A 25,084-nucleotide genomic window follows, 5' to 3' on the forward strand; every position below is an offset into this window, starting at 1 on the left:
CTGCGCTTACTGCTGCCAGCTCAAGGTGAACAACACATTGCGGCCGAGCACGCCATAGTCCTTGGCCTCCTGGTATTGCGCGCCGTTGAGGTTGTTGAAGCGCGCGCTGGCGGTCAGGTTCTTGCCCAGCGCCATGCTGACCATGATGTTGGCGACCTTGTAGGCATCGAGCTTGACCGTATTAGCGGTATCGTCAAAGCGGGAACCCACCATCTTGATTTCGCCGCGCACTTCCAGCTTGCCCTGCTTCAAACCAGCGTAGACCAGCCCCGAATTGCGGGCGCGGTGCGGCAGCCATTTGCCGTTGCTGGCATCGGTGGCCTTGAGCCAGTCGTAACTGCCGCCAAAGCGCCAGATCATGAACTGCAGATCGCTCTTGAGGGTGATGCCTTCGAGCAAGGCGCTGCCGACGTTCATCGGGGTATAGATGCCGGTGTTGTCCGGGCTCCAGGTGATCAGGTTCTTCACCTTGTTGCGATACGCCGTCGCGCCAGCGTTCAGGATGTCGCCATGAAAACGCAGGAAGCCCTCGCCGCCGGTCGAGGTTTCCGGTTTCAGGTTCGGGTTGCCCCGCTCCAGACCATCGAACGGGAAATACAGATCGTTGATGCTCGGCGCATGGTAACCGGTGGCGAAATTGCCGCCGGCCTGCCAGTAGTCGCCCAGCTCGCGTGCCACGCCGAAGAGGCCGGTGGTGCGCCCGCCGAATTGCGAGTTGTGGTCGTAGCGCAGATTGGTTTGCAGCGTCCAGTCTTCCAGCTTCATCAGGTAGCCGCCCATGGCGCTGTTGATGCGGCGCGAATCGACGGTAAACGCGGTGGTGCTGCTCACGTTCTGCTGCAGCGTTTCCGCGCCCAGCGTGGCAATGCCGGGGCCGACGCGGATGGCGTTTTGCCACGAGAGCTGGGTCTGCTGCGTTTTGAAGCGGTCGATGTGATCGGTGTAGTTGGTCAGTGAGGTTGGCGAGTAGCTCTTGTCCTCGTCCACACTCACGCCTGCCTGCACGGTGGAGGTCCAGTGTTCGGTGATGCGGTTACGGCTCCACAGATTGGCCGAGCCATTGGTGCCCGTATTGCGGTAGTCGTAGCTTTGCGCGCCCTCGGTAAAGGTCGTCATATCGAAGAACGAGCTATCGAAGTGGTTCTTGAACTGCGTCACCAACACGCTGCCGCCGAACTCATTGCGCTCGTCGATCTTGTGGCTGGCAGAGAAGCTCAGGCTGGTGTTTTCGTAGCCATCCAGATCGCCGTAATAGCGGCTGTTGTTCGGGTTGATCAGCGCGCTCACGCCATCGGTCTGGTTGTGGGCAATGCCGATCGAATAGCGTGTGCTACCTACGCTGCCGGATAAATTGGCGCTGGCCTCACGCGTGCCCTGTGTGCCCCAGCCGATTTCCGCGCCGTAATGGGGGACTTTGCCGCCTTGCTTGGTGAACACCTGCACCACGCCGCCAATGGCATCCGCGCCATACAGGCTGGCCGCCGCACCACGCAGGATTTCGATCCGGTCGATCTGCGCCACCGGCAAATGCTGGATCGCGGTCTGGCCCGTCGTGGCCGAGCCATAGCGAATGCCATCGATCAACACCACGGTCTGTTCGGTATTGGCGCCGCGAATGAAGAAGCTGGTGGTCTTGCCCGGCCCGCCGTTGCTGGTGACCTGCACACCCGGCTGATCGGCCAGCACATCGGCCAGCGATTGCGCACGGTAGGGGGAGAGGTCTTCCTGCGTGAGCACGGTGACATCGCCGATCACATCGCGCATCGGCTGTGGCAAGCGGCTGGCGGTAACGACCACATCGGGCAGCGTATAAAAATCCGCGGCGAGGGCCGATACGCTGGCGGCAAGGCTGGTCAGCACGAAGGGAATAAACAGGGCGCGGTGGAACGGCATTGCAGTGCTATCTCCAACAGCCACGCGCTGGGCATGGCGGGAATCGGGTTTGGGCGAGGTGCAGCGAATCCGCATACTGGATTCCGACGGCATGACGGGCACCTTGGACGGCCGGATTGTACCGGATGGCTGTTCGTTTAACCCAGCTTGGTAGGTTGGGCTAAATGAAATGCAGCCCAACGTTTGCAATGGCCGAATGACCAGGCATGTTGGGCTTCGCTGCGCTCAACTCAACCTACTGACTTTGCACAGCCCAACCTACCCGCCGAAGATGCCGTGGGATCAGTTCAAATAGCGGCGCTTTTCACGCGAAAACCGCAGCACGGGTTAGCTGAAGGCGTAACCCGCAAACTCGGCAGTGATCCATACTTCGCCCAACACAGGTCAAATGACCCGGCCAACATCACCTCCAATCTCCGGCATCCACCCCATGCACCTGCGACTTGCAACACACCTCGATGCGGCTGCTGTCGCGCAGATTTACCTCGCTTCACGAAAGACATTTCTGTCCTTTGCGCCATTGGCGCATTCCGATGAGGAAGTCCGCGCGTGGGTGGAACACCTGTTGTTGCCTTCCGGCAGCGTCACCGTTGCCGAATTCGCCGGGGAGATCGTCGGGTTTGTGGCTACCTCCAATGCCGATGGCTGCCTGTGGATTGATCAGCTATACGTTCAGCCTGGGGCTGTTGGGCAGGGAGCAGGCACGGCGTTGCTGACGCACGCACTGGACGGCGTGGCGTACCCGGTGCGGCTTCGTGTGTTTCAGGTCAACAGCGGCGCGAGACGGCTCTATGAGCGATTTGGTTTCGTGCCCATCGTGTTTACGGATGGCGCAGACAACGAAGAGCGCTGCCCGGATGTACTGTATGAACGCCGCGTGGATTGGTAGGAGGGGCTGAACAGTGGTTTTGTCCCCTCTCCCACTTTCCCTGAACAAGGCTAAAGCCTTGCACGGGATGTGAGAGGGGAGCCAAGCAGGCGCGCGACTAATAATCGTAAACGTGTTCGACCTCGATCCCCCCCTTAGCCAACGATCGCAACGTATCCCCCAACCCCGCCACCGTCGTCACCAGCGCCACCCGTTTGCGCGCCGGATCGGTCAGCACCGGCTGCACGAACAGCACGCTGTTACCAGCCGGCAATGTCTCCCAACTTCGGGGCGACAGCACGGTGATCAGTAGCTTGGCATTCGGTCCATTGCCGGCGATCTCCGCGAAGTTCACACCTTGCTTGGCGAGCGCGGCGGAGTAGACCTTGAACGCTTCATAGCGCGGCAGGCTGGCCAATTGTTCGTTGTTCGGCAATGCCTTGAGCGGCTTGTAGTCCGGCAGATCGGCAGGAGGCCTGACGGGGGCGTGGTCGAGTACGACGATGGTGTTGAGTGCGGCAACATCATAGGCCGCGCCAGTCGCCAGCTTGATCAGGTAGCCATAGACCGCCTTGATGCCGTACTCGGTGGTCAGCGCGTATTTGCGCTCCCATTTGCGGATCAGGTTCGGGCCGCCGTAGCCGGTGTCTTGCCACACGCCCTTGAGCGCGGCGACGAAGTCGTATTGATACCAGGGCAGGCGGCGGATGAAGTCCACATAGTCCTGCGCGATATGCGCGGCGTAGCGGTCTTCCGCCGTCGGTTCGTCGCTGCGGGTCAGCTCGGACAAGCGGCCGATCAGCGTTTCGTAGGCCGAGCGCAGGCCGTATTCCACCGTGGTGCTGCTGGCGATCACCATGATCATCACGTGGTAACCGAAGTTGAATGCATACGGTTTGGTCGCTTCGGTGACCTTGGCGTAGCTGCCCCATAACTGGCCGATATGGCCCCAGAACGGGAAGTCGCTGATTGGTCGATCCTTGCCGACATAGGCGGCGTATTCGGCCGGGCTGTGGACGAGGAACCATTCGGGGAAGGTGAGGAAGGTCTGGTCTTCGGTGCGGCGGTCTGCTGTTGGTGTGAAGGGCGCAGCCGGCGTCGCCGGCTCGGCCAATGCATTGAAACTGATCAGCAAGGCCAACAGGGCAAAGAGGCGTCGCATGCTCAGGCTACCTTGGTGAAGGCCATCAACACGTTCAACGACGGATCGTGCGCCTGCAGGATGCGCTGGCCGTTGTCCTTGAAGCCGGCCGCTTCGAGCCGGTTGACCCATTCATCCACCGAAACGAAATGGCGCAGCTCGGCGGCGTTGTTTTCCCACGGCGCGCCTAGGCCGGCGTTGAAGACGGCATGCGCGAGCGAGACGAAGGCAAACATCTCCGGGTGGGTCACATCATGATCGCGCAGGATCAGCAGGCTGCCCGGCTTGAGGATGCGATGCAGCGAGGCGATGTAGGCGGCGAGTTTGTCCGGCGCGATGTGGTGCAGGCCGATGTAGACCGTGACCAGCTCGACGCTGGCATCGGCAATCGCGCTGGCGGGGATGGGCTCGTAATCGTTCAGCGGTACGTAGCGGCCGAGCTTGGTCAGCCCGCCGCGCTCGACGATGTCGACCGGCGAATTGCTCGGCTCGGTTTCATTGATGAGCACGATGTCGCCGGTGATCTTGAGCGCCTTGCGCAGATGGCTCAGATAACGGCCGGGGCTGCCGATTTCCACGTAGCCGTCGATGCTGCGTTTGTCGCCGAGCAATTGCAGCGTCTGGCGGGTGATTTCCTTTTTCTGCTTGGCGAGCGCAGGCAGGGCGTAGGTCAGCTCGGACAGGAACGGCTTGATGGTCGGCAGGCGATCCTGAATGCAGCGGTAGATCGCTTCGTCATCCTGATGCTTGGCAGTCGCTTCGATGATCAGCGTGTGGAAACGATCTTCCGGGTACAGGTGGTAGATGTTCTGCAGGAACAGGTAGAACTTGTCCTGCCAGGAGACATCGTCATAGACAACGTGGAAATCGCTGTTCGGCATGGTTTTTCCGGGGGAAGGATGCAGGGTCGGCGCGTAATACTTGTCCCACAGCACGTTGCGCAGGCGGTAGTCGGGATCGAGCTCGCGCTTGAGGGCGAACAGCTCGTGGGCTCGCGGATAGGCGCGGTGGAATTGTTCCGGCGTGGCGTGCGGCTGGTAGGGCAGGTAATAGCTGCCGCCGACTTCCAATGCCGCATCGATCAGCTCGCGCGTCCACACCGCCACGCGGTTGCGGGCGTTCACACGGGTGCGCTGCTTGTAATAGAGCACGAAGGCGAAGGTTTCGCTGCGCGCCCACGCCAGCAGCGAGCCGGGATCAGGCCGGGCGTGGCGGATGGAGATGTTGAGCACGTTCACCCGATGCCGCTGCAGGATCTCCGCCATCTTCGGGATGAACTCGGCCTGTTTCTCCACCGGGATGAAGTATTCCTGCAGCACATAGGTGCGGTGCTTGCGCGATGGCGGCTCCAGCTCGGCCACGTCGTAACCGGCTTCGTAATTGCGCCAGTGCACCGGCTTGGAGAGATACAGCAGCGGGTCGATCAGATACTCGCGCCGCCACTTGCCGAACGGCGTTTCCGAAACCGCCCACAGAAAGTAGTTCTGCAGCGGATAAGCGCGGCGATGCGGTTGCAGCGAATGCGGTACCGTCACCGGGTGCTTGGTTTCAAACCAGCTGACTGCGCGGACCTTGCTGTAATGCGGGGCGTAGATGTCGGCGTTGTGGAACACCGCGCCTTGCGCATCACGCACGTTTTTCTTGAACCAGCCGTGGTAGGCGGCCATCGGCATCTTCACTGCCTGCCGGGCGACGCGGGCGTTGTCGGCCAACTCCAGCTCGGCCTCGACGATCACGCCGATGGCGCAATAGCCGCCGATGGCAGCGTAAAACAGATGCGCGTTGTGGGTGGGCGTGGCGTCGACGATATCGGTATTCGCCAGTACCAGCTTGATCGCCCGTACCGACAGGATCAGCGGCCCGAGGCCCATGTAGCGGCCATGCACGTTCACCGACAGCGAGCCGCCGACGGTGAAGTTGGCGTAGGTCTGCATGATCTTGACCGACAGCCCATGCGGATCGACGAATTTCTGGATATCGCACCAACGGATGCCGGCTTGCACGCGCAGCAGCTTTTCCTGCGGTTGGAACGACAGCACGCGGTTGAATTTGCGCATGTCCAGATGCAGGCTGCCGGGGCTGGCGGTTTGGCCGCCCATGCTGAAATGCCCGCCGCCAACCGAGATCGGCCCGGTGGTGCGGCGCAGCGCTTCCTGTACTTCATCGATGCTGGTCGGCGTGGCAATCGCCCATACCGGCACCGGGTTGAGCTGCGTGACGTCGTTGACGATCAGTTCCGGGTTCATGGGTTGATCTTCACTTTCAGGTAATCGGCATCGACGGTCAGCGGGTCATCGCCATACTGGTTCTCGCCCGGCGTGCCGCGCTTGAAGGCCAGCAGGATGAACAGCCACAACGGCCCGAGGATGGGAATGATCAGAATCAGCAACCACCAGCCGGTCTTGCCGGCGTCGTGCAGACGCTTGACCGAGATCGCTGCCGCAATCCAGAAAAAGAATGGATAGAGCGCCAAGGTCTCGGCGCGGCCGATCACTTCTTCGATAAACACGAACAGCACCGTGAACGTGATACCCAGCGCAATGGCGGTCAGCCACCAACTGCCACGCGCCAATCGGGCCTTGAACGAGAACAGCAGGGAAAGTGCAGCCATGACGGGTCAATATCCGGGTTGATTCGCCGGAATACTGTGTCGGTCAGGCTGAATTTGCAACTGTGTAGTAATTTCGTAAGACTTTTGCTCACTTCATCGTTACGCTTACGATTTTCGCCGCGATTGATCCGCCATGTTGGTTACGCTCTTACGCCGCCTGCTCAAAACCTGCCTCACCCTTTTGGTCATCGTGCTTTTGCTGGTGGTGGGCACGTTGGCTGGATTCCGCTTTGCGGCGCAACTGCGTGAAACCGGCGAGCGCCACGTGGTCGCGCCATCGAGCGGGAGCTGGGTGCAAGCGGCGGATGTGGAAATGTTCGTGCAGGAGGCTGGGCCGGCGAATGGTCAGCCGGTGCTGTTCATTCACGGCACGGGAGCCTGGAGCGAAACATGGCGGCCCACCATGACCGCCTTGGCCGCCGCCGGCTATCACGCCATCGCCATCGATCTGCCGCCGTTCGGTTATTCGCAACGGCCGGCCAATGGCGATTACTCCACCGAGGCGCAAGCCAAACGAATCGTTGGTGTACTGGATAGCTTGGGCGTGAAGCAAACCGTACTGGTCGGCCATTCGTTCGGCGGACGAGCAACGGTGCAGGCAGTGATGGATGCACCGCAACGCTTCAAGGCATTGGCGCTGGTTGATGCGGCGCTGGGTTTGCAGCCCGCGCCGGAAACCGGTGCATCCAAGGCCATCAACATCGCCCTGCAAATCGGCCCGCTACGCAATGCGGTGATTGCCACCACTGCCACCAATCCGCTGCTCACCAGTTGGGTGCTGGAGCAATTCACCAGCCGTCACGAGGTGCTAACGCCAGCACGCGTCGCCATCTATCAAAAGCCATTCAGTTATGCCGATACGACCGAAGCGTTCGGCGATTGGGCGCTGGCCTTTGCCACCGGCCAGCCATCCGGCGCCAGTAACCCGGCTGCCTATCACGCGCTGGCGTTGCCGACGTTGCTGCTGTGGGGCAAAACCGATGCGGTGACGCCGCTCAGCCAGGGCGAGTTCATCGCCACGCTATTACCACACGCGCAGCTGACCGTGCTCGATGACGTCGGGCATATCCCGCAGATTGAAGATAACGATGCATTCAATGCGGCGTTGTTGGGGTTTTTGCGCAAGCGGGCGCCGGCCTTGTAGCGCCATTGCTTTTTATTCCCTCGCCCACTTAGTGGGAGAGGGTTAGGGAGAGGGTGGGGAAAAGGGCGCGGTCCTTGGCAAGTACCCTCACCCCCAGCCCCTCTCCCACTAAGTGGGCGAGGGGAGAAAACCACAGCGCGACTCGTAGGATGTGTTGAACGAAGTGATACCCATGCTGCTTCGGCGGCCGGAAACGATGGGGTATCCGCACAATTCCCTCAAAACTGATACCCAGCCCCCAGCAACACAATGTCCGCATCCTTGCTATACGTCGTCACGATGCGGTGCCAATCCAGCCGGGCGCGCCAGTGATCGGCGACGCGGTAGCTGGCGGTCAGGGTGACGATGCCGGATACATCGCTGTAATTGCGGGTGTCGCCGGCTACATCCCGGTGGTCGATGCTGATATACGCGCCGGCACCCACGCCAAGGCTGACGCGGCCTTTGAAAAACTCCGGCTCCAGCCAGCCTTCCAGAATCGCACCATTGCGGCGCCTGATCTGATTGTTCCCCTCATTCACCAGCGCAGCCGATGCTTTTATCCACGGGCTGATGGTTTGCCGGTACTCCACGCTGCTGGCAAAACCGGTGTTCTTGTCGAGGTCATTGGCGATCGACTGGCCGACGAACACGGCGATTTCGCGTTGATTCGCCTCGCCAATATCGCTGGAGGAGCCGGTGTTATCCGGCGTGAGTTGATACCCCACGCCGAACACCAGCGAAGTGGTATCGATGCTGCCGATGGTCCTGATGTGGTTCAGGCGCAGTTGGTAAAGCCAGTCGTTCTGCGCCTGCCAAGTAGCGGCCAGGCTGTAGACGGTGCCCCAGCCATGGTTGTTGGCGTAGGTGTTGCCGAAGCGGGCTTGCTGGGTGTCAAAGTAGCGGTAGGGGCCGACGCCGGCCGAGAGGATCAGATGGTCGGATAGCATCGGTGTGCTGCGCAGCCACACTTGCGCACTGTAGCCATCGCGATGGTGGTGCCGCACATGCCCCTCGTTCAACCAGGAAAAACTGCCAGCGATGTGTTCGCCGAACGGGTGCAGGTAACTCGCCGACCAAGCGTAGGAACTGTCTGCCCGGTCTTCGCGCCGCATCATGCCAGCATCGACCGTGAACTCGTCAGCCAGCGCGGCCAGACTGGCGATGCCGAAGACGGCAGCGAGCAGGCCGGGCCGCAGTGTCCGCATGAGGAGGAACCGTTTCGCGCATGTTGGCATGGCATCGCTCCAGATCGCGCAACCCGGAAAACCCGAGATGATCTTGTCATCATAGGAGCGCGATCAACCAAATGCGGCACGGCCTTGCGGCATATCGCTCAAGTGCGCAGCTTGGCGACCACCGTCATCAATTCATCAATCGCCACGCTGCCATCCCCGTCACGGATCGCCTTGGAAACACAACCATGCGCATGCGTTTCCAGCAGCCGCATCGCCAGGCTATCGAGCGCGGCGCGGGTGGCGGCGATTTGGGTGAGTACATCCACGCAGTAGCGATCGTCCTCCACCATCTGCGTGATGCCGCGAATCTGCCCGCCAATGCGGTTGAGCCGCGACACCAACGCTTTCTTGTCCGGCCGGGTGACGTGGTGACCGCTCGCATCGGCCGGTGGCGCGCAACAATCGTCGTCCGTCCCGGCCGTGGGTTGAGTTGCGTCAGACGAGGTCATAGCCGGCGTTCTCGATGGCGGCCTGGAACTGCTCGACCTTGACCTTGGACGGGTCGAACTGAATGGTGGCGCTGCCGCGATCCAGGCTCACATCCGCCAGCTGAACGCCGGGCAAACGGCCCAGTACGCTGGTCAGGGTGAGGACGCAACCGCTGCAGCTCATGCCGCCGATCTTGATGGTGGTGGTTTCCATGGGGTTCTCCTTGGGTGAGGGGGTAAATACAAAATCTAAAATCCTGGACCACAGAGGACACTGAGAACACAGAGAAAGGCAAGCTCGCTCCTACAGGTTTTCCTCTCAATCGGTTTTGATTTTCTCTGTGAACCTCTGTGTTCTCTGTGCCCTCTGTGGTTCAAGGTGTGGGTCTTGTTCGCCAACGCCGCAGCAGCAACGAATTACTCACCACCGATACCGAGCTCATCGCCATCGCCGCGCCGGCAATCACCGGGTTGAGCAATCCCAACGCCGCTAGCGGAATGCCGAGCGTATTGTAGATAAAGGCAAAAAATAGGTTCTGGCGGATTTTCTTCAAGGTGGCGCGCGATAAGGAAATCGCATCGACCACCGCAGCCAGACGATTCTGCATCAGCGTCACATCCGCCGCTTCGATTGCCACATCGCTCCCCGAGTGCATCGCAAAGCTCACATCAGCAACGGCCAAGGCGGGGGCATCGTTTACGCCATCGCCGGCCATCGCGACGATTTTTCCTTCTTTCTTTAACTGTGTGATGAAGGCCGCTTTGTCCTGCGGCAGGGCCTGCGCCTGCCAGCGGGTGATGCCGGCTTGCCGGGCAATCGCGGCGGCGGTTTGTGGGTTGTCGCCCGTGAGCATGACTACTTCGATGCTTAGCTTGTGTAGCGTGGTAACAGTGGTTGGCGCATCGGCGCGCAGCATATCCGCCAACGCGATCAAGCCGAGCCATTGCCCCTCTTTGGCTACGCCGATCACCGTTTCGCCATTGGCTGCCAATTGTTCTAACTGATTAGTAATAGGGGCCGCCAGACCAGCCACCCAATGCGGCACGCCGACACGGATTTCTGCACCATCGACCCGGCCTGTTACGCCATGACCGGCAGTCGCGGCAAAGTCGACGACATTCGCCAATGTCACCTTGGCATCGTTCGCCGCCTGCAAGATCGCTCGCGCCAACGGGTGCTCAGAGCCTGCTTCCAGACTGGCCGCCAGTTGCAAAATGGTTGCTTCATCCGCCGTACCCAACGGCACGATTCGCGTCACACGCGGCCTGCCTTCGGTCAGCGTGCCAGTCTTGTCCACCACCAACACACCAATCTTCTCGGCGCGCTCCAGCGCAGCAGCGTTGCGGTAGAGGATGCCGTGCTTGGCCCCCAGCCCGATGCCGACCATCACGGCGGTTGGCGTAGCAAGGCCGAGTGCGCACGGGCAGGCGATCACCATTACCGCAACGGCGTTGACTAGCGCAATCGTGGCTGAACCGGTGATGCCCCACGCGGCGAAGAACGTCAGCGCGGCAATGGCCATCACCACCGGCACGAACACGCCCGACACCCGATCCGCCAACGCCTGAATCGGTGCTTTCGAACCCTGCGCGGCCCGCACCAGCCGCACGATATCGGCCAGCTGCGTATGACTACCAACGCCCTCGGCGCGGATTTTCAGCATGCCATCCGTGTTGCGCGTACCTGCAAACACCTTGCTCGCCACGATCTTTTCTATTGGCAGACTTTCTCCGGTCAGCAAGCTCTCATCCACTGCGGCACGGCCATCGAGCACCTCGCCATCCACCGGCACCGCTTCGCCGTGCCGGACGATGACCGTGTCGCCCGCATTCAGCGCAGTGATCGGTACCTCGATCAGTTGCCCATCACGTTCGATGCGCGCCGTCTTCGGCTGCAGCGCCAGCAACTCCGCAATCGCCCCGGCCGTCTTGCCCTTGGCGCGGGCCTCTAGCCACTTGCCAAGCAGGATCAGTGTGATGATCGCGGCGCTGGCCTCGAAATACACATGCTGATGATGCAGCCCCAACGCCGTCACCACCGCAGAAAAGCCATATGCCATGCTGGTGCCGAGCGCGACCAGCACATCCATATTCGCCCCACCACCCCGCAGCGACAGATACGCGCCGCGATAGAAACGCCAACCCAGCCAGAACTGGACCGGCGTCGCCAACGCCCACTGCGCCCAACGCGGAATCACCTCATGCATGCCGGTGAACATGGCGAGCATTTCCAGCAGCAACGGCAAGGTGAAGATCGCCGCGAACAACACGTGATTGCGTGCAAGGCGTAATGCTGCCTCTTGATCCGCCTGCGGCGATTCCGCCTCGTTGAGGACATGCGCGTCGTAACCGGTACGGCGCACCGTGGTGAGCAGGGTATCGATCTCGATGCTGCCAGCAGGGAAGGTGACCTCCGCCGTCTCGGTCGCAAAGTTCACCGCAGCACTCACGCCCGGCAGCTTGTTCAACACCTTCTCAATCCGTGCCGCACACGCTGCACAAGTCATACCACTCAGCGCAAGCGAAACGCTGGCCTGCGGTACGTCGTAACCGGTGTTGCGGATGGTGTCGATCAGCTGCGGGATGCCGGTCTGGCCGAGATCAGCGCGAATCTCAGCCGACTCCGTCGCAAAGTTCACCGTCGCCGCCACGCCGGGCTGCTTGTTCAGCTGTTTTTCGATGCGAGCGGCACATGCGGCGCAGCTCATGCCGGTAATGGGGAGGCTGATGGTGGTGGTCATGGTGCGGACTCTGGTAGATACCTGTTGGGGGTGTATTATACCCTTAGGGGGTAAATGCAAGGGACTTGCTAGGCTGGTGAGCTGTTGCATTGACGTAACTACTGGTCAGTGGTGTTGACGCCGAGCCCATGTCATGGGCATGATTCGCCGGTTTGCTGTCTGGAATATTTCAAAAATCTGTGGTCAACGTTTTTGTTGTGTATGGTTTCGTCGAAAGGTGGTGTCCAGTGGCAATGCTCGTCCGATAGTTGCGCCCGTAACGGTTAACAACTGAAACGAGCGGAATGAATTGAAATGTTCAGGCGGTATGTCGGCCAATGAAAAGCGTTGTGCCGGGTTTTTGCTAAATTGCTCAGATAATTCATATAAATATTTGCCGGTGAGATGAGCGTGAAAAATATTCTGATTGGTTTGATGTTTGCTTTTTGTTTCTTGGTAGCCCAAGCAGGAACGACTTCTGGAACGATCCAATACATTGATATTCGGCAGTCAGATGGATTGATTTATTTCATGATCAATGGTGTCAATGCTGGTCGGCCGGCATGTGCTGTCATGCCTTATTGGATGCTTGGGAATATCAATAACAACACGCCAACCGTCAAACAGCAACTGGCCTTGCTCATGCAAGCCGCAGCTACCGGGAAGATGGTAAACATCACCGGGAAAGGTATTTGCGGGCTTTGGTCAGACGGTGAGGATGTAAATGATGTTCAATTGGTCATGTAATGCACCGCTTGCAAGTTGTTAAATCAATTTAAATAACCATAGCTAAGTTGTAGGAAGACATGGGTTCAATTAAATCTGTTTCTATGTGTCTCCGTAAAGTAACAGTGCTGCTTGGAGTGGTGGCAGGGATTTTTTCCGCGAATGCATTGGCTTGGGATACCTCTGCCAGCGGCAAAATCCTGCAGTTGCATATTACGGACGGTAATAATTTTGGTTTGCGTGTCATTCTTGATTCCGCAGGCCTCTGCACTGCAAGCCAAGGAAGTGGCTGGGCGTATCTGAATGTTGCAGATGACAATTTCAAGATGTATGCGGCGGCACTCATGCAAGCCAAGGCCACTGGGAGCACGGTTACGCTGTACACCAATATTCAGAATGGCTATTGCCATATTGGCTATATGATTTTGCAGTAGTGTATTGAGTTGGTTGAGATGTAACCCAGTGTTGCGCTATTGATGATTGGTCATTAAATTCGGAGTGTTTCATGATGAAGTCGTTACTAATTTCTTGCCTGCTTTTGCTGTCGGCTGGCACCGCGGTGGCAGATACGATGTGTGCGGGCAAGGTGAATGGTGTTTACGTGAATCAAAGTGGTGATTTGGCAATCAATCCAGATTGGGGGCAAGGCTGGATTGTCTTGTGCAATGTCAATCAAAGCCGCTTCGGAACGACCGTTTCTGCATGCAAGAGCTGGCAGGCTCAGGCGATGATGGCCCTGGCGACCAAGCTCACGGCAGAAGTGTTTTACGCGGGACCAACCTATACCTGCAACCAAGTGCCGACGAGTTCGAATTCACCCGATCCGGCTTTCTTCTTGGTGACAAATTAAGTCTGTGTAGTGCATGGGGGTGAAGTAATTGAAGCTTGATTGAGCCACGTTCTACCCCGCTGCCGCGCCGGCGATTGCATCGCCCATTACCAATAACAATAGTTCCCGCCCATGAAAAACCTTCTTCGCGCTTTTGTGCTGAGTATCAGCATGTTGGCTATGCCATTTGCCATAGCCGACACAACCACATCTTCTGGTTCTACGGATACCTCAGGTGCCTCTGGCACCAGCACTGACTGGGTTTCGCAGGCATTCCCGGAACGATTTAGCATCGATGCGCCAGGTTCGAAGCGCGACGCCATGGGCGGCCAATTTGAAGACATCGATCCGTTCCAGGGAAACCTGCGGCTTGCGGTAAAGATGTTTGATATCCCAAGTAACGGCGGCATTCCACTTTCGGTGTACTGGTCGTTCAATGCGCAGGATCAATCCCGTGCCGCCGTGCATTACTGGCGTGTTCGTTTTCCCGACTTCATGCTTGCGACGACACCACAATCGCAGCAATACGCCCCGCCCGCCGTATTGGAACATCCTGACGGTAGCACCGAATGGTTATTTCTTACTTCGGCTCTGACTGGACGCACCCCTTCGCAGCAAACCACGACTTGGCAATCAAGCTCCAATTTCAAATTGGTTTGTCAAAGCGCTCAAATATGCGTTGGTTATTCGCCAGATGGTACTCAATTTTCTTTCAATCATTACTATCTCTATAATGAGATCGTCTTTCCAAGGCTGACCCCTTATCCGTCAACGAATCCGGATGATACCGGCTACGACTATGGGGATGCTCGTACCTATCGGCAAGGCGTCTACAATGGCGCAGTCAATGTGACCGATCGCAACAATCAAACTCAGGTTGCGGTCTACGATTCGGCTGACCCTAGCCATTTGGTTGATCTTTCGAATCAGGTGGACGGTAACCATATTACGCTGCAATGGAGTGGCGACTTTGTTTCGTCGGTTTCCTATGGATCCAGAACTTGGTCGTTTGCGTATGATGGCAATTCGGTTTACGACCCGGTTGGCAATTTCCCTCCTTATTATTACTCGGCTTTGAGCACCACGATTACGCAGCCAGATGGCGCTAAATGGGTGTTTAAATTTAATAATGTTTTCGAGATCACTGACCCGAATGGTGGAATTGTCGATCGCTATTTCCCTACAGTTACCAGTGCGCAAACGCCATACGGTGGGACGACAACTTACCAATTCAGGAATTATTTGCCACAGCTACTCGGCCCATTTACGTGTCCTCAGAGCAATGCCACAGGCTGTTTTAATTCGACCGATTGGGCGGCTACGATTCTTCAAAAAGGTGCCCGAGAGTACGATCATCCAGTTTTATGGCAAAAAACGACCAGTGATGGTGGTACGTGGACCTTGCCAGAGTTCCAGCCTGGCGCGGCGATGCCTACTCCAGGCTCGGGTACGGCGGGTATTCGCCACATCAATACTCCTAGTGGCGTCATCACTTACCAGTACGCAACCATTTATGACAGTCTGAGTGGTTGTACACCGTGGCAAATCGGCTTGCTATTGAGCAAAGACACTGCTGGGCTGCAGCAAGAGACTTATAGCTGGCAACCGATACAGGTTGGCTCAACGCCACAATGGTTTTTTGGGGATATGGGGGGGACAATTACCGGTAACACGACAGCAATGTCTTGTACTGCGCCAGCCTATTACGCGCCATTCCTTGCGCAAAAGAAGATCACCCGTAACGGCACAACGTATACAACAGCCTACAATTCGCCCGACTCCTATCGACGCCCGAATTCGATCACTGAATCCAGTGGCGATACGGGTAAGTTTAGTCGTACCACCGCCTATACCTATGATCCGGATCTCAGCGCACAGACAGCCTGGATTCTTGGTGCGGTTACCAGCGAAACCGTTACGGCGAGTACCAATAGTGGTAGCAACCAAACGGCTTCTACTGCACGGGTATTTGCTAAGACCCCCAATGGCAGCTCTACAGGCGATCTGTTGAGCGAAACCAATAACGGTGTCACCACTACCTATACCTACTGGCCATTCGGCAAAGTCAATACCAAGACCGATGCCCGAAGCAACACGACCACCTATAGGACCTACGCCTTCGGTACACCGCAAGAGGATGACCTGCCGGAAGGCGTGGTGCTGAAGCGAGTAGTGGATAGCTACGGCAATATCACGGCGCAAACCGATGGCAAGGGCAATACCACTCGCTACAGTTATGACCCGATGGATCGGCTAGCAGGTATCACGCCGCCGTTGAACAATCCGACCAGCATTACCTACAGCAAAACAACGCCGTTCATTCGTAGCGCTAGCCGTGGCAACGACAGCTTGGTAGAGCAGTATGACGGTTACGGTCGCAGCCTCTTAACCATCCACAACGGCGTGGCCATCAACCGCACTTATGACGTGCTGGGTCGCAAGACCTTCGAGTCCTACCCATCCTCCTCGCTCGGCGAAACCATTAACAACTACGACGCACTCAACCGCGTTACCAAGCAAACCCACGGCGACAATACTGCGGTGGTGTACCAATACGACGCGGACGGCGCCAACACGGTCAGCGAAACCAACGAGCGCGGTTTCAAGACCATCCGTACCTTTGCCAGCTATGGCGACCCGGATCAGAAGCAACTAATCAACGTCCTGACCCAAACCCAGGAAAGTGCAGGGGTGTCGATCCAGCGCAACCTCATGGGACAGATCTCCAAGGTCACGCAAAATGGCAAGAGCCGCAGCTACACCTATGATGGCCGCTACTTCCTGGTCAACCGCACCGATCCGGAAACCGGCACCTCCACCTTCGGCCGTGATGCCGTCGGTAACATGACCAGCCACCAGGTCGCCGGCAGCAACACCAGCCTCAGCACGTATGACAACCTCAATCGCCTCAAGACGGTGAGCAACCCGGCGCAGAACACCAGTGCCGTCTATAGCTACGACCTCAACAGCAACGTCACCGACATTGCCTACGGCAGCACGCTGCACCACTGGGGCTTCGACGCCAACAACAACGTCATCGCCGAGACCAGCAGCGACGGCGCCAAGACCTTCGCGCTCAGCTACTACTACAACGGCAACGACGCGCACGACCATACCGTGTATCCATCTGGCCGCACGGTGAACTACAGCCCGGATGCCTTTGGCCGTCCGACCCAAGTCGGCGATGCCGTCCCCGGTGTGTGGTACTACCCGAATGGCGTGGTGCAAAGCCTGTTGTACGCCAATGGCACCGTCACTACCCAAAGCCTGACCAACCGCCAGTGGGTCGGCCAAATCACTACCGGCAAGGGCGTCAGTGGCGCCGGCTGCACCATCGGTTCCACCAGCACGCCAACCACCCCGGCGGTGACGCCGGCACTGCAATACGATGCGCAAGGCCCGTACTACTGGGTGGCGAATGCTGAAGGCACGCTGGTGCGTACCCCGGCGACGTTCACCATGCTCGCAGTTGACGACGACCTGAGCATTCCGCTGCCGATTCCGCCGCAAACCAGCACCGGCTCGTCCAGCAGTGGCGGCACCACCTCCACCCCGCTGGTCGTCGCAACGCGGGATGGCAGCGGCTACCTGAGCAGCACCCCGTGCGCCACCACCGGCACCAGCACTGCCTACCTGAATCGCAGCTACGGCTACGACGGGGCCGGTAATGTCAAAACCATCACCGATTCCGCTTACCCGTCGGCCAATCGCACGCTGGATTACGACGCGCTGGATCGCCTGACGCTCGCCAACGGCTCTTGGGGCAACGGCGGGATCAGCTATGACGGCAATGGCAACCTCACCACACAAGTCATGGGTGGCGGCGGTGTCGTGCTGGACGGTGGTGGCAATGTGGTCACGATGCCCAACGGCAATTACGTCCTGAACTACAACTACGACGCCACCAGCCAGAAACTGCTTAGCGTCGGCGGCAGCCAGACCTTCAACTACCAGTACGATGTCTACGGCAATATCAAGAACCGGGGCACGGGCCAGAACTATGGCTATGACGATCTGGGCTACCTCGTCACCGTCACTGGTGCCAAGAACTACATCTACATCTACGACGGCAAGGGCAGCCGTATCCGTACCCAAGGCCCGCTGCAGGACAAACACCAGTTCTACGGTGGCAACAACCTGATCGCGGAATACGACGCCTACACCGGAGAAACCCGTGAACACCTGTACCTCGGCATCCAGAAAGTCGCCGATCTGATCCAGCAGAGCGTCAACGGCACCACGGTCAACAGCGCCGAGTACTATCACGCTGATCCGGTCGGTAGCCCGATCGCAGCCACCGACAAGCTGGGCAACTTGCTGTGGAACGCCAACTACTATCCATATGGCTCCAAGCTGGCCGGTGGCGTTGCCAACGAGAACAACAAGCAATGGTTCGGTGGCAAGGTGCTGGATGATGAAACCGGTCTCGAATACTTCGGCGCGCGGTTCTATGATCCGGTGGTGGGGCGGTTTGCAAGCATGGATCCGGTGGATTTCCGGGAAAGCAATGTACAGAGCTTTAATAGCTATGCCTATGCAAATAACAATCCGTTCCGCTATGTCGATCCTGATGGGAGATGGGAAGGCGCAACTGCCGATCAAGTCGCAGGTCCTTATGCGGGTATGCTTGGCATCAAGGGGCAGAGCTGCGGTAACTGTGTTGGAGGTGGTTTTGCGGCCACAACTGCCTCGTGGGAGCGCAACGGTTTAATTGAAGTTCACCCCGAATTCTATATTGTGCCCTCTTGGAGTTTTTTGCGATTTACGTCAATGTTCACAACGGTAGCCATTAAGCCAGGAATGCCGGCTTTGGTAAGTGAATTGTCGGTTCAAGAAATTGGTAAAAATATCGTGAATTGGGGAAGGGGCGCAGCAGATGCCACCAAGGCTGCGGCCGACATGACCTCAGAAAAGGCCAGCGAGATATTGGAGCAGGTTGCCGCTAAAGATATTAAAGCCATTCAAACTTGGTATGAGAATGTAGCTTCATACTTGAAAAGCACCAATCCAACTGCCTTGAAAAATACGCCCACTCCGATTGAGCGCGCGAAACTCATGGCTCGCATACTTGAGCTTGGAGGAAAATAATGTCATATCAGAAAAGTGACAAAGCTGAAGTGAATGTGCTAATTAAAATTTCTTCAAAAAAAATCTCGCAACTTGTACTTGAGCCTTGGGGTGAAGAAATTCAAATTAAGTTGAATGATGAGGTAAGAATGTGTGGTGTGGGGCCAGCTGCAAATTCATTCATTGAACTTGATTGTGGTGAGGAATCGATTTGCGTTACTTCTTGGAAAGATTCAACACTTAGTGTCTCCATTAATGGGAATACTCTGGATACCGCATCAGCAGTTATTCCATCATTGTGAATACCGAAAGGGAGTTTCAAAAATCTCATTTTCAGCGCGTAGGGCGCACTCCCCGTAGGGCAGTGCGCCGTATTGCAGCCGAACGTAGTGAGGTGTCGCTGGCATGATGACGGTGACTTGAGTCGAATGGCAATTTGAGATGTGGCGGAACGCCCTTTGGGTGTTCCGCCCTACAAATGCACATCACAAAAACACCGACTGGAGTCCCAGTCGGTGTTTTTGCTACATCTGATTCTCAAACCCGCTATATCGCGGGCCCCCGCCTCGCTAACGTCGATCCGTGGGGCGCGGCGGCTTGAGCCGTTGCACGGTCTCGTAGCGGGCCGTATCCAGCGCGAAATGCCATTCTTCCGACAGATACGTGCCGATCTTTGCCAGGTGATGCGGATGGGATTCCGGCTCGGTGGTTTCGACCAAGGCGCGGAATACGCAGCCCAATTGGGCGATGCGGTCCAGGCCGACGTTGGCGATGTTGTTGTAATCGTCGATGGTGAGCGCGGGTGCGGGACTGTGGCGATTAGACATGGCGGCCTCCGATACGGGGGCAACGAGGTGTCCGTCGGCGATCTGTGAGTGCGCCGGCTTGCAAGATTTGCATTGCTGTCCGGTGCCGTGCCGCCAACCGGCTGCCGTCACGTGCCAGCTGGTAGCCGATACCACGTGGGTCGATCAGGTTGGTGAGGATGGTGAAAATCCGGTCCAGCTCGGCGAAGCCATCGAGGGCTTGGGCGATGAGGTGGTTGGGGGCGGGTGGGGCGGGGGTACTGTGTGGAGAGTTCGGCATGATTGCCTCCGACAATTACGGGATGGATTCCCGCTGCTTCGCTGCTAAACGAAGGGGGCGGGCACGAGGCGGCGTTAGCAGACCGGCATTGTCGGCAACCGGCAGCCCGAAGGCTCACCACCTCAGCCCGCCACGGAGGACGTACTAAGGCATTAGGGACAAAAAAACCGCTTACGCGGCTGTCCGCCAACAATACTCAGGCTGCTAAACCCGGTCGCGCTATTGAACGCGACAGTGCAAGGTATCTCGATCCATCTGGCGTGGTCAATGCCATTAACGCTTCGCGTTAGTAACGTGTTGCGTTACTATTGGCTGCATGATTACTTCATTCCGATGCCGTGATACCAAAGCGTTGTTTGAGGGGCGGCATGTCGCACGGTTTGCCAATATCGCCAGCGTGGCGCTGCGCAAGCTGCAGCAGCTCAATGCTGCGACGTCGTTGGACTTCCTGCGCATTCCGCCCAACAACCGGCTTGAGCTTTTGAAGGGTGATCGCGCCGGCCAATACAGCATTCGCGTGAATGATCAGTGGCGGGTGTGCTTCCGCTTTGAGGCTGGCATTGCCACTGACGTTGAAATCGTCGACTACCACTAAGGAGCAAGGACATGACCAGGGAAATTCCGCTCGCCCACCCCGGCGAGATCTTGCAACTCGATTGGCTGGAGCCGCTGGGCATCAGCCAATACGCGCTGGCCAAGGCCATTGGAGTGTCGGCGCGGCGCATCAATGAAATCTGCCACGGCAAACGAGCCATTACGCCGGATACGGCGCTACGGCTGGCGGCATTTTTCGGCACGGATGCGCAATCGTGGCTCAATCTGCAGTCGCATTACGACATGGAAATGGCGCGTGAAGCCATGACCGAGGTGCTGGCGCGTATTCCGCGTTATGAAACTACCCGTCATGCGGCCTGAGCGTGTAGGTCAGGTCATCTGACCCGTGCAGAACGACGCCTGAATCACGCGCCAAGATCGCGGGTTACGCCTTGCGGCTAACCCGTGCTACGCGGGTCTCTCCCTATTTTTCAGCAGCAAAAAAAGGGGGAGTGCCAATGGCCTCCCCCTGAATGCGTGTCTGCTGCTCACTGCGCTAGCACGAGGCTAGGGCAGGTACTACGTACTGCGTTAAGTCCTGCGGCTTACCACCAAGCTTCAGCTTGGATACCGAACGAGCTGCCCGACGACGAGTTGGCATAAACGTCGCTGCCGCTAAACATGGCGGCACGTGCGGCGCTGTTCCACTTGGCGTAGGTGTAGTACAGACGCAGTTCCGGACGGGCATATGCGCCGCTGCCCGCAGCTGCGGTCAGAGCAACCGTAGCCTTGGCCAGCTTTTGCTTCTCGCCGACGCCCGGTTGGAAAGTGGTGTAGCCCACTTCCGTTGCCAGGCCGAAGATATCGGTGAAGTGGTATTGCGGGCGTGCGCCGACAGTGAAGGTCGTGTTGTCGGTACCGGTCAGTGCGGCCTTGTCCTTGCGATACAGCAGGTTACCCAGCACGGTCCACTTGGTGCCCTTCGGCTCCAGCGTGAAGTTGTCGAAGACCTGGGTGGTCGAATCGCCGGAATTCGCCCACATGTTTACCTGGCCAAAGTTGCCGTTAGCGTTACCGCCCTTACCATATTGCACGCCGACGCGGTTCCAGCCCAGATCGCTGACCGGGTGGTCATACAGTGCGGACAGATACCAGCCATTCGGCGTATCAGGGTTGGTTACGTCGCTCGACGCGTGACCCTTGGTCAGGCCGAGGTTGAAGGTGAACGAGCCCGGGCCAGCCTTGACGTCGGACAGCTTGAACAGGTTTTCGATGGCGGTGCGATGGCCGGTAGCGTCTGGTGTCGGACGCATGATGGCGTAGCTGAATTTGCCGACGTTGGCGATGTCGATGTTTTCGATACCGGCGCCAGTGCCGTCAGCCACCAAGTATTTGTAATCGAGGATGTGGATGTCCGGACGATCGTAGTAACGCTTACCAGCCCACAGGGTGGCGGTGGAGAGCGCCGAATCGGTAGTGAACTTCTCGAGCGACACATAGTTCTGCGCGAACTTGACGTTGCTGGAGGTGGAACCCCAGTCGGCGTTCGGCGCATCGGCTGCGATCATGGTGTGGACTTTCCACAGCGCACCGTTGGCTTGCTGGACGACCGGAGCGGACAAGCCGATTTCAGCGTAGGAATCGCACTCGTTGCCCAGACGGTACTTACCCGCCCAACCGATACCAAAACATTCTTGCGTGCCGCCCTTGCCGGCTTCGCCCCAACCGGCGCGGAAATAGCCGTCGGTGGAAATCTTGCCGAGCACGGTGTCGACGTCTGCTGCAAAAGCCGTTGCGCCGGAAGCCAACATCACGGCCGCCGCAATGAGGGTAATGCGGAACTTGTGTGCCATATTTGATACTCTCTCATCTACTCAAGTGGGATACCCGTGCGCGCACGGGTGCTTCAGGTAGCTCGGGTCGCTGCAACGACCCTTGCCACGTTTGGGTACAACAAGCGGCGTACTGCATAAATGCCGCTGTAATGCTTGTGTGCATCACCAGCCTGCCCAGAAAAGTGGACTGGTGTAACAAGGTGTTTTGCTTAAGGCCTCAAGGCACTGCCTTGGGGCTTTTTCTTTTTCCGGGGTTTTGACCCGGGGTTAGGGTTGCTACTGATTTGGCTGCGCAAGCCATTGAGTGGATTGGGTTTTTTGTTCCTGCTTGCATGGATCGACCCCTCATGAAAGCGCCCCAAGAGCGAGCGAGGTGTAGTCAGTTTTCTCCCCTAAATGGTGCATTGCGGAATTTTTGTAGCTGTTGTTTGTAAGCAACATTTTTCAGAAATCCGCTCAAAATGCCGACATTGCGCTGGTGAATTCACCCGAGGCGTTGACGGCGCCCATGGTGTAGCCCTGCCAGCCCGGATAAGCCTCCGGCTCCCAATAAAACACCCCCAAGCCGTTGCTGCCGAGCGCCTTCACCTTGGTGATCACGTCGCTCAGCATGCTTTTGGCAACGCTGGCTTGCGTCCAGTCCATGCCGACTTCGCTGATGATCACTTGCTTGCCATAGCGCGACACCATGTCGGACATCGTGGTGGCGAGCTGGCTGTTATAAGTGGCCCAGCTGGCTGCCGGCGGGTAGTGCGACATGCCGACCACATCCCAGTTGGCGCCGGCTGCTTTCACGCCATCGAAAAACCAGCGGAAGGTGGCATCGTCATAACCGTTGGCCAGATGCAGGATCACCTTGGCGCTTGGGTAGACCGTCTTGGTCGCGCTGTAGCCCTGGTTGATCAGCTGCGCCAGTTGCGAGAAGTTGGACGTGCTGCCGGACGGCCACAACATGCCGCTGTTGATCTCGTTGCCGACCTGGACCCACTCCACCGTGATGCCGTTGGTTTTCAGGTAATTGAGGATGCTGTAGGTGTGGTTGTAAACGTCGCTGGTCAGGGCGGAGAAGGTGTGGCTGCTCCACGCCGCTGGTTTGGTTTGCTGACCCGGATCGGCCCAGCTATCGCTGTAGTGGAAGTCGATCATGATCCGCTGGCCCAGCGCCGCGGCGCGCTTGGCTTTGTAGAGCACGTCGGCACCGTCATTCCAGCCCCCGGTCGGGTTGACCCAGACGCGCAAGCGGATGGCATTGATGCCGAGGTTGCTCAACAACACGAACGGGTCGGTGGCCACGCCGCTTGAATTGCGGAATACGTAACCGCTCGATTCTTCCTGATCCACCCAGCTCACATCCGCGCCGTTGGCGAAGGTGGCTGCCTGGGTAGTCAGCGGCAATGCAAAGAACAGCGAGCAGAGGCCGATTTTCAGCCTGCGTACGAACGATGAATGCTGCATTTCTGTTGTCTCCTGATACTGGTACGACTTTTACAAGTTGATCCCGCCGGGCTTGAGCCTGCATGCGGGACGATGTCGTGATACGAACCAAATACGTGTGACTTGAGACTGCTTGGTAAGGGACTTTCGATAGGCGACCTCCTGGTTGTGGCAAAACACATCAGTCGTGGTACTAGCCAAAGCAAAGTGTTCCTGTAGAGCTGCTTGCGATTTTTGTTCCCTCTCACATCCCGTGCGAGGCTTTTAACCTTGTTCAGGGAAAGTGGGAGAGGGTTAGGGAGAGGGTGTTGAAAAGGGCGCTGAACTTGGCACGACCCTCACCCCCGACCCCTCTCCCACAAGTGGGCGAGGGGAGTTGTGTGCTTTCATTGGCCGCTCAAAAACTCGCCGGCCCGCTCGAAGACCGCACAACCAGTCGCGGCACGGATGTCACCAGCATCGGTGGCTGCCCGGTGCGCGGCGTGCCCTTGATCAGACTCAACAACAGATTGACGGCCATCTCGGCGGCTTCCTGCGTCGGCACGGCCACCGTGCTCAGGGCCGGGCGGATTTGCCGCGCCAGCTGGATATCGGTAATCCCGATCACCGATAGATCGGTCGGCACTTTCAAACCCAGATCCACCGCCGTCTGCAGCACGCCCAGCGCCGGCAAATCGTTGGTGACGAAGATGGCGGATAGCTTCTTGGGCCCGGTCAGCAAGCGCTCGGCGGCGTCGTGGCCGGCTTCGATGGTGTCGTGACCAAAACAGGTGTGCTCGGCCACATCGGTCACGCCGGCTCGCGCCATGGCGTCGCAGAAACCGCGATAGCGCCAGATGTGGTTGCCATTGCGTTCACTACCGACAATCGCGCCGACATGGCGGTGGCCCAGTTCCAGCAAGTGCTCGGCCGCGATTTCGCCGGCGCGGTAGAAGTCCACCGCGATGGAGGGCAGCTCTGGCGGTTGCTCTGGGCGCTCCCACATGCACAACACGATCGACGTGCCGCGTTTTTCTGCCGCCAGCAGTACATCCTGCTCGACGAAATCCGCATTCATCACCAGCACGCCATGCGCCAGCGATCCGCCTACTTCGTCCAGATAGGCACGTTCCAGCGCCGGGTCGTCATTGGTGTTGCAGACAATCAGGAAGTAACCCTGCTTGCGCGCCGCTTGTTCTGCTGCCAGCGCGAATTGCGGATAGAACGGGTTGGCGATGCTCGACACCACCAGTGCCAAGGTGAGCGGACGCCCTTCGGCCAGCGCGCGCGCCGTGAGGTTGGGGCGATAGCCCAGCTCCTCGACGATTGCCAGCACGCGGCGACGCGTTTCCTCGCCCACCTTGCCGCGACCGCGCAGCACGTTGGAGACGGTTGCCGTTGTTACGCCCGCCTGGCGGGCTACTTCTGCGAGTGTCGTCATTGTTGATGTGTGAATGCCCAATTCTTGTTGCGTTGCACCAAAGAGGTGCGGATTAAACGCTTAATCCATCAAAGCAAACTGCCGAAAGAATGTCAATAGTTACGTTATTGCGTAGAATCGACTACAGGTGA

The 25,084-nt window shown here is 58.1% G+C and carries 22 protein-coding genes; 9 read left to right on the top strand and 13 right to left on the bottom strand.

Going from position 1 to position 25,084, the window contains the following annotated elements; all coding sequences use genetic code 11:
• Positions 1 to 6 precede the first annotated feature (6 nt).
• A complete protein-coding gene (locus BR41_RS04025; RefSeq protein WP_084186825.1) occupies positions 7 to 1,986 on the bottom strand; it encodes a TonB-dependent receptor domain-containing protein in 1,980 nt (659 codons plus the stop codon).
• Between the two features lie 337 nt (positions 1,987 to 2,323).
• Between BR41_RS04025 and BR41_RS04030 the strand changes: the two genes are divergently transcribed.
• Positions 2,324 to 2,782 (top strand): GNAT family N-acetyltransferase, encoded by a 459-nt coding sequence (locus BR41_RS04030; protein ID WP_051710048.1) that lies wholly within the window; start codon positions 2,324 to 2,326, stop codon positions 2,780 to 2,782.
• 97 nt (positions 2,783 to 2,879) lie between these two features.
• On the opposite strand, the gene BR41_RS04035 is transcribed toward BR41_RS04030, so the two are convergent.
• Genes BR41_RS04035 through BR41_RS04045 form a run of 3 tightly spaced genes read right to left on the bottom strand, consistent with a single transcriptional unit; the run spans position 2,880 to position 6,513 of the window.
• Positions 2,880 to 3,923: a hypothetical protein gene (locus BR41_RS04035; RefSeq protein ID WP_035053116.1), complete on the bottom strand. Its 1,044-nt coding sequence runs from the start codon at positions 3,921 to 3,923 to the stop codon at positions 2,880 to 2,882.
• 2 nt (positions 3,924 to 3,925) lie between these two features.
• The gene (locus BR41_RS04040) at positions 3,926 to 6,148 is read right to left on the bottom strand and encodes an FAD-binding protein (RefSeq protein WP_035053118.1); all 2,223 of its coding nucleotides are present in this window, start codon (positions 6,146 to 6,148) and stop codon (positions 3,926 to 3,928) included.
• Entirely contained in the window at positions 6,145 to 6,513 is a 369-nt protein-coding gene (locus tag BR41_RS04045) for a DUF805 domain-containing protein (protein WP_035053120.1), read from the bottom strand. The genes BR41_RS04040 and BR41_RS04045 overlap by 4 nt, the downstream gene beginning before the upstream one ends.
• A gap of 133 nt (positions 6,514 to 6,646) precedes the next feature.
• Here BR41_RS04045 and BR41_RS04050 point away from each other — a divergent pair, with 133 nt between their 5' ends.
• A complete protein-coding gene (locus BR41_RS04050) occupies positions 6,647 to 7,657 on the top strand; it encodes an alpha/beta fold hydrolase (protein ID WP_035053121.1) in 1,011 nt (336 codons plus the stop codon).
• Between the two features lie 218 nt (positions 7,658 to 7,875).
• Here the strand turns inward: BR41_RS04050 and BR41_RS04055 are convergent, their stop codons facing one another.
• From BR41_RS04055 to BR41_RS04070, 4 genes are all read right to left on the bottom strand, one after another.
• Positions 7,876 to 8,844: a hypothetical protein gene (locus BR41_RS04055; RefSeq protein ID WP_051710051.1), complete on the bottom strand. Its 969-nt coding sequence runs from the start codon at positions 8,842 to 8,844 to the stop codon at positions 7,876 to 7,878.
• Positions 8,845 to 8,972: 128 nt separating this feature from the next.
• Positions 8,973 to 9,323, bottom strand: a complete 351-nt coding sequence (locus BR41_RS04060; RefSeq protein ID WP_035053123.1) for a metal-sensitive transcriptional regulator — start codon at positions 9,321 to 9,323, stop codon at positions 8,973 to 8,975.
• The gene (locus tag BR41_RS04065) at positions 9,310 to 9,516 is read right to left on the bottom strand and encodes a heavy-metal-associated domain-containing protein (protein WP_035053125.1); all 207 of its coding nucleotides are present in this window, start codon (positions 9,514 to 9,516) and stop codon (positions 9,310 to 9,312) included. Before BR41_RS04065 ends, BR41_RS04060 begins: the two co-directional genes overlap by 14 nt.
• Positions 9,517 to 9,676: 160 nt before the next feature.
• Complete coding sequence (locus BR41_RS04070) at positions 9,677 to 12,043, bottom strand: heavy metal translocating P-type ATPase (RefSeq protein WP_035053127.1); 2,367 nt, start codon at positions 12,041 to 12,043, stop codon at positions 9,677 to 9,679.
• Positions 12,044 to 12,433: 390 nt separating this feature from the next.
• Here BR41_RS04070 and BR41_RS04075 point away from each other — a divergent pair, with 390 nt between their 5' ends.
• The 5 genes from BR41_RS04075 to BR41_RS23970 all read left to right on the top strand — a co-directional run bounded on the left by BR41_RS04075 (position 12,434) and on the right by BR41_RS23970 (position 18,946).
• A complete protein-coding gene (locus tag BR41_RS04075; protein WP_156970549.1) occupies positions 12,434 to 12,769 on the top strand; it encodes a hypothetical protein in 336 nt (111 codons plus the stop codon).
• 59 nt (positions 12,770 to 12,828) lie between these two features.
• A complete protein-coding gene (locus BR41_RS04080; RefSeq protein ID WP_156970550.1) occupies positions 12,829 to 13,182 on the top strand; it encodes a hypothetical protein in 354 nt (117 codons plus the stop codon).
• A 71-nt stretch (positions 13,183 to 13,253) separates the two neighbouring features.
• Positions 13,254 to 13,598 (top strand): hypothetical protein, encoded by a 345-nt coding sequence (locus BR41_RS04085; RefSeq protein WP_035053132.1) that lies wholly within the window; start codon positions 13,254 to 13,256, stop codon positions 13,596 to 13,598.
• Positions 13,599 to 13,709: 111 nt separating this feature from the next.
• Positions 13,710 to 18,665: an RHS repeat domain-containing protein gene (locus BR41_RS04090; RefSeq protein WP_084186826.1), complete on the top strand. Its 4,956-nt coding sequence runs from the start codon at positions 13,710 to 13,712 to the stop codon at positions 18,663 to 18,665.
• Positions 18,665 to 18,946 (top strand): hypothetical protein, encoded by a 282-nt coding sequence (locus BR41_RS23970; protein ID WP_156970551.1) that lies wholly within the window; start codon positions 18,665 to 18,667, stop codon positions 18,944 to 18,946. Before BR41_RS04090 ends, BR41_RS23970 begins: the two co-directional genes overlap by 1 nt.
• Positions 18,947 to 19,213: 267 nt before the next feature.
• Here the strand turns inward: BR41_RS23970 and BR41_RS04095 are convergent, their stop codons facing one another.
• The gene (locus tag BR41_RS04095) at positions 19,214 to 19,471 is read right to left on the bottom strand and encodes a hypothetical protein (protein ID WP_035053136.1); all 258 of its coding nucleotides are present in this window, start codon (positions 19,469 to 19,471) and stop codon (positions 19,214 to 19,216) included.
• Complete coding sequence (locus tag BR41_RS23975; protein WP_156970552.1) at positions 19,464 to 19,730, bottom strand: hypothetical protein; 267 nt, start codon at positions 19,728 to 19,730, stop codon at positions 19,464 to 19,466. The genes BR41_RS04095 and BR41_RS23975 overlap by 8 nt, the downstream gene beginning before the upstream one ends.
• Before the next feature lie 316 nt (positions 19,731 to 20,046).
• Between BR41_RS23975 and BR41_RS04100 the strand changes: the two genes are divergently transcribed.
• Positions 20,047 to 20,325 (top strand): type II toxin-antitoxin system RelE/ParE family toxin, encoded by a 279-nt coding sequence (locus BR41_RS04100; RefSeq protein WP_035053138.1) that lies wholly within the window; start codon positions 20,047 to 20,049, stop codon positions 20,323 to 20,325.
• An 11-nt stretch (positions 20,326 to 20,336) separates the two neighbouring features.
• Positions 20,337 to 20,645, top strand: coding sequence for a HigA family addiction module antitoxin (locus BR41_RS04105; protein ID WP_035053140.1), 309 nt, complete (start codon positions 20,337 to 20,339; stop codon positions 20,643 to 20,645).
• A 224-nt stretch (positions 20,646 to 20,869) separates the two neighbouring features.
• On the opposite strand, the gene BR41_RS04110 is transcribed toward BR41_RS04105, so the two are convergent.
• From BR41_RS04110 to BR41_RS04120, 3 genes are all read right to left on the bottom strand, one after another.
• A complete protein-coding gene (locus BR41_RS04110) occupies positions 20,870 to 22,117 on the bottom strand; it encodes a maltoporin (protein ID WP_035053141.1) in 1,248 nt (415 codons plus the stop codon).
• A 438-nt stretch (positions 22,118 to 22,555) separates the two neighbouring features.
• Positions 22,556 to 23,554 (bottom strand): glycoside hydrolase family 53 protein, encoded by a 999-nt coding sequence (locus BR41_RS04115; protein WP_035053143.1) that lies wholly within the window; start codon positions 23,552 to 23,554, stop codon positions 22,556 to 22,558.
• Positions 23,555 to 23,930: 376 nt separating this feature from the next.
• On the bottom strand, positions 23,931 to 24,953 hold the full coding sequence (locus BR41_RS04120) for a LacI family DNA-binding transcriptional regulator (RefSeq protein WP_035053145.1): 1,023 nt from the start codon (positions 24,951 to 24,953) through the stop codon (positions 23,931 to 23,933).
• Positions 24,954 to 25,084: the final 131 nt, after the last annotated feature.

The organism is Andreprevotia chitinilytica DSM 18519 (genome assembly GCF_000711875.1).
GTDB classification, from domain to species: domain Bacteria; phylum Pseudomonadota; class Gammaproteobacteria; order Burkholderiales; family Chitinibacteraceae; genus Andreprevotia; species Andreprevotia chitinilytica.

Coding starts and splice junctions, on each gene's coding strand:
- BR41_RS04025 (WP_084186825.1), bottom strand. CDS start 1,986: ATGCCGTCGGAATCCAGTATGCGGATTCGCTGCACCTCGCCCAAACCC.
- BR41_RS04030 (WP_051710048.1), top strand. CDS start 2,324: ATGCACCTGCGACTTGCAACACACCTCGATGCGGCTGCTGTCGCGCAG.
- BR41_RS04035 (WP_035053116.1), bottom strand. CDS start 3,923: ATGCGACGCCTCTTTGCCCTGTTGGCCTTGCTGATCAGTTTCAATGCA.
- BR41_RS04040 (WP_035053118.1), bottom strand. CDS start 6,148: ATGAACCCGGAACTGATCGTCAACGACGTCACGCAGCTCAACCCGGTG.
- BR41_RS04045 (WP_035053120.1), bottom strand. CDS start 6,513: ATGGCTGCACTTTCCCTGCTGTTCTCGTTCAAGGCCCGATTGGCGCGT.
- BR41_RS04050 (WP_035053121.1), top strand. CDS start 6,647: ATGTTGGTTACGCTCTTACGCCGCCTGCTCAAAACCTGCCTCACCCTT.
- BR41_RS04055 (WP_051710051.1), bottom strand. CDS start 8,844: ATGCGGACACTGCGGCCCGGCCTGCTCGCTGCCGTCTTCGGCATCGCC.
- BR41_RS04060 (WP_035053123.1), bottom strand. CDS start 9,323: ATGACCTCGTCTGACGCAACTCAACCCACGGCCGGGACGGACGACGAT.
- BR41_RS04065 (WP_035053125.1), bottom strand. CDS start 9,516: ATGGAAACCACCACCATCAAGATCGGCGGCATGAGCTGCAGCGGTTGC.
- BR41_RS04070 (WP_035053127.1), bottom strand. CDS start 12,043: ATGACCACCACCATCAGCCTCCCCATTACCGGCATGAGCTGCGCCGCA.
- BR41_RS04080 (WP_156970550.1), top strand. CDS start 12,829: ATGGGTTCAATTAAATCTGTTTCTATGTGTCTCCGTAAAGTAACAGTG.
- BR41_RS04085 (WP_035053132.1), top strand. CDS start 13,254: ATGATGAAGTCGTTACTAATTTCTTGCCTGCTTTTGCTGTCGGCTGGC.
- BR41_RS04090 (WP_084186826.1), top strand. CDS start 13,710: ATGAAAAACCTTCTTCGCGCTTTTGTGCTGAGTATCAGCATGTTGGCT.
- BR41_RS23970 (WP_156970551.1), top strand. CDS start 18,665: ATGTCATATCAGAAAAGTGACAAAGCTGAAGTGAATGTGCTAATTAAA.
- BR41_RS04095 (WP_035053136.1), bottom strand. CDS start 19,471: ATGTCTAATCGCCACAGTCCCGCACCCGCGCTCACCATCGACGATTAC.
- BR41_RS23975 (WP_156970552.1), bottom strand. CDS start 19,730: ATGCCGAACTCTCCACACAGTACCCCCGCCCCACCCGCCCCCAACCAC.
- BR41_RS04100 (WP_035053138.1), top strand. CDS start 20,047: ATGATTACTTCATTCCGATGCCGTGATACCAAAGCGTTGTTTGAGGGG.
- BR41_RS04105 (WP_035053140.1), top strand. CDS start 20,337: ATGACCAGGGAAATTCCGCTCGCCCACCCCGGCGAGATCTTGCAACTC.
- BR41_RS04110 (WP_035053141.1), bottom strand. CDS start 22,117: ATGGCACACAAGTTCCGCATTACCCTCATTGCGGCGGCCGTGATGTTG.
- BR41_RS04115 (WP_035053143.1), bottom strand. CDS start 23,554: ATGCAGCATTCATCGTTCGTACGCAGGCTGAAAATCGGCCTCTGCTCG.
- BR41_RS04120 (WP_035053145.1), bottom strand. CDS start 24,953: ATGACGACACTCGCAGAAGTAGCCCGCCAGGCGGGCGTAACAACGGCA.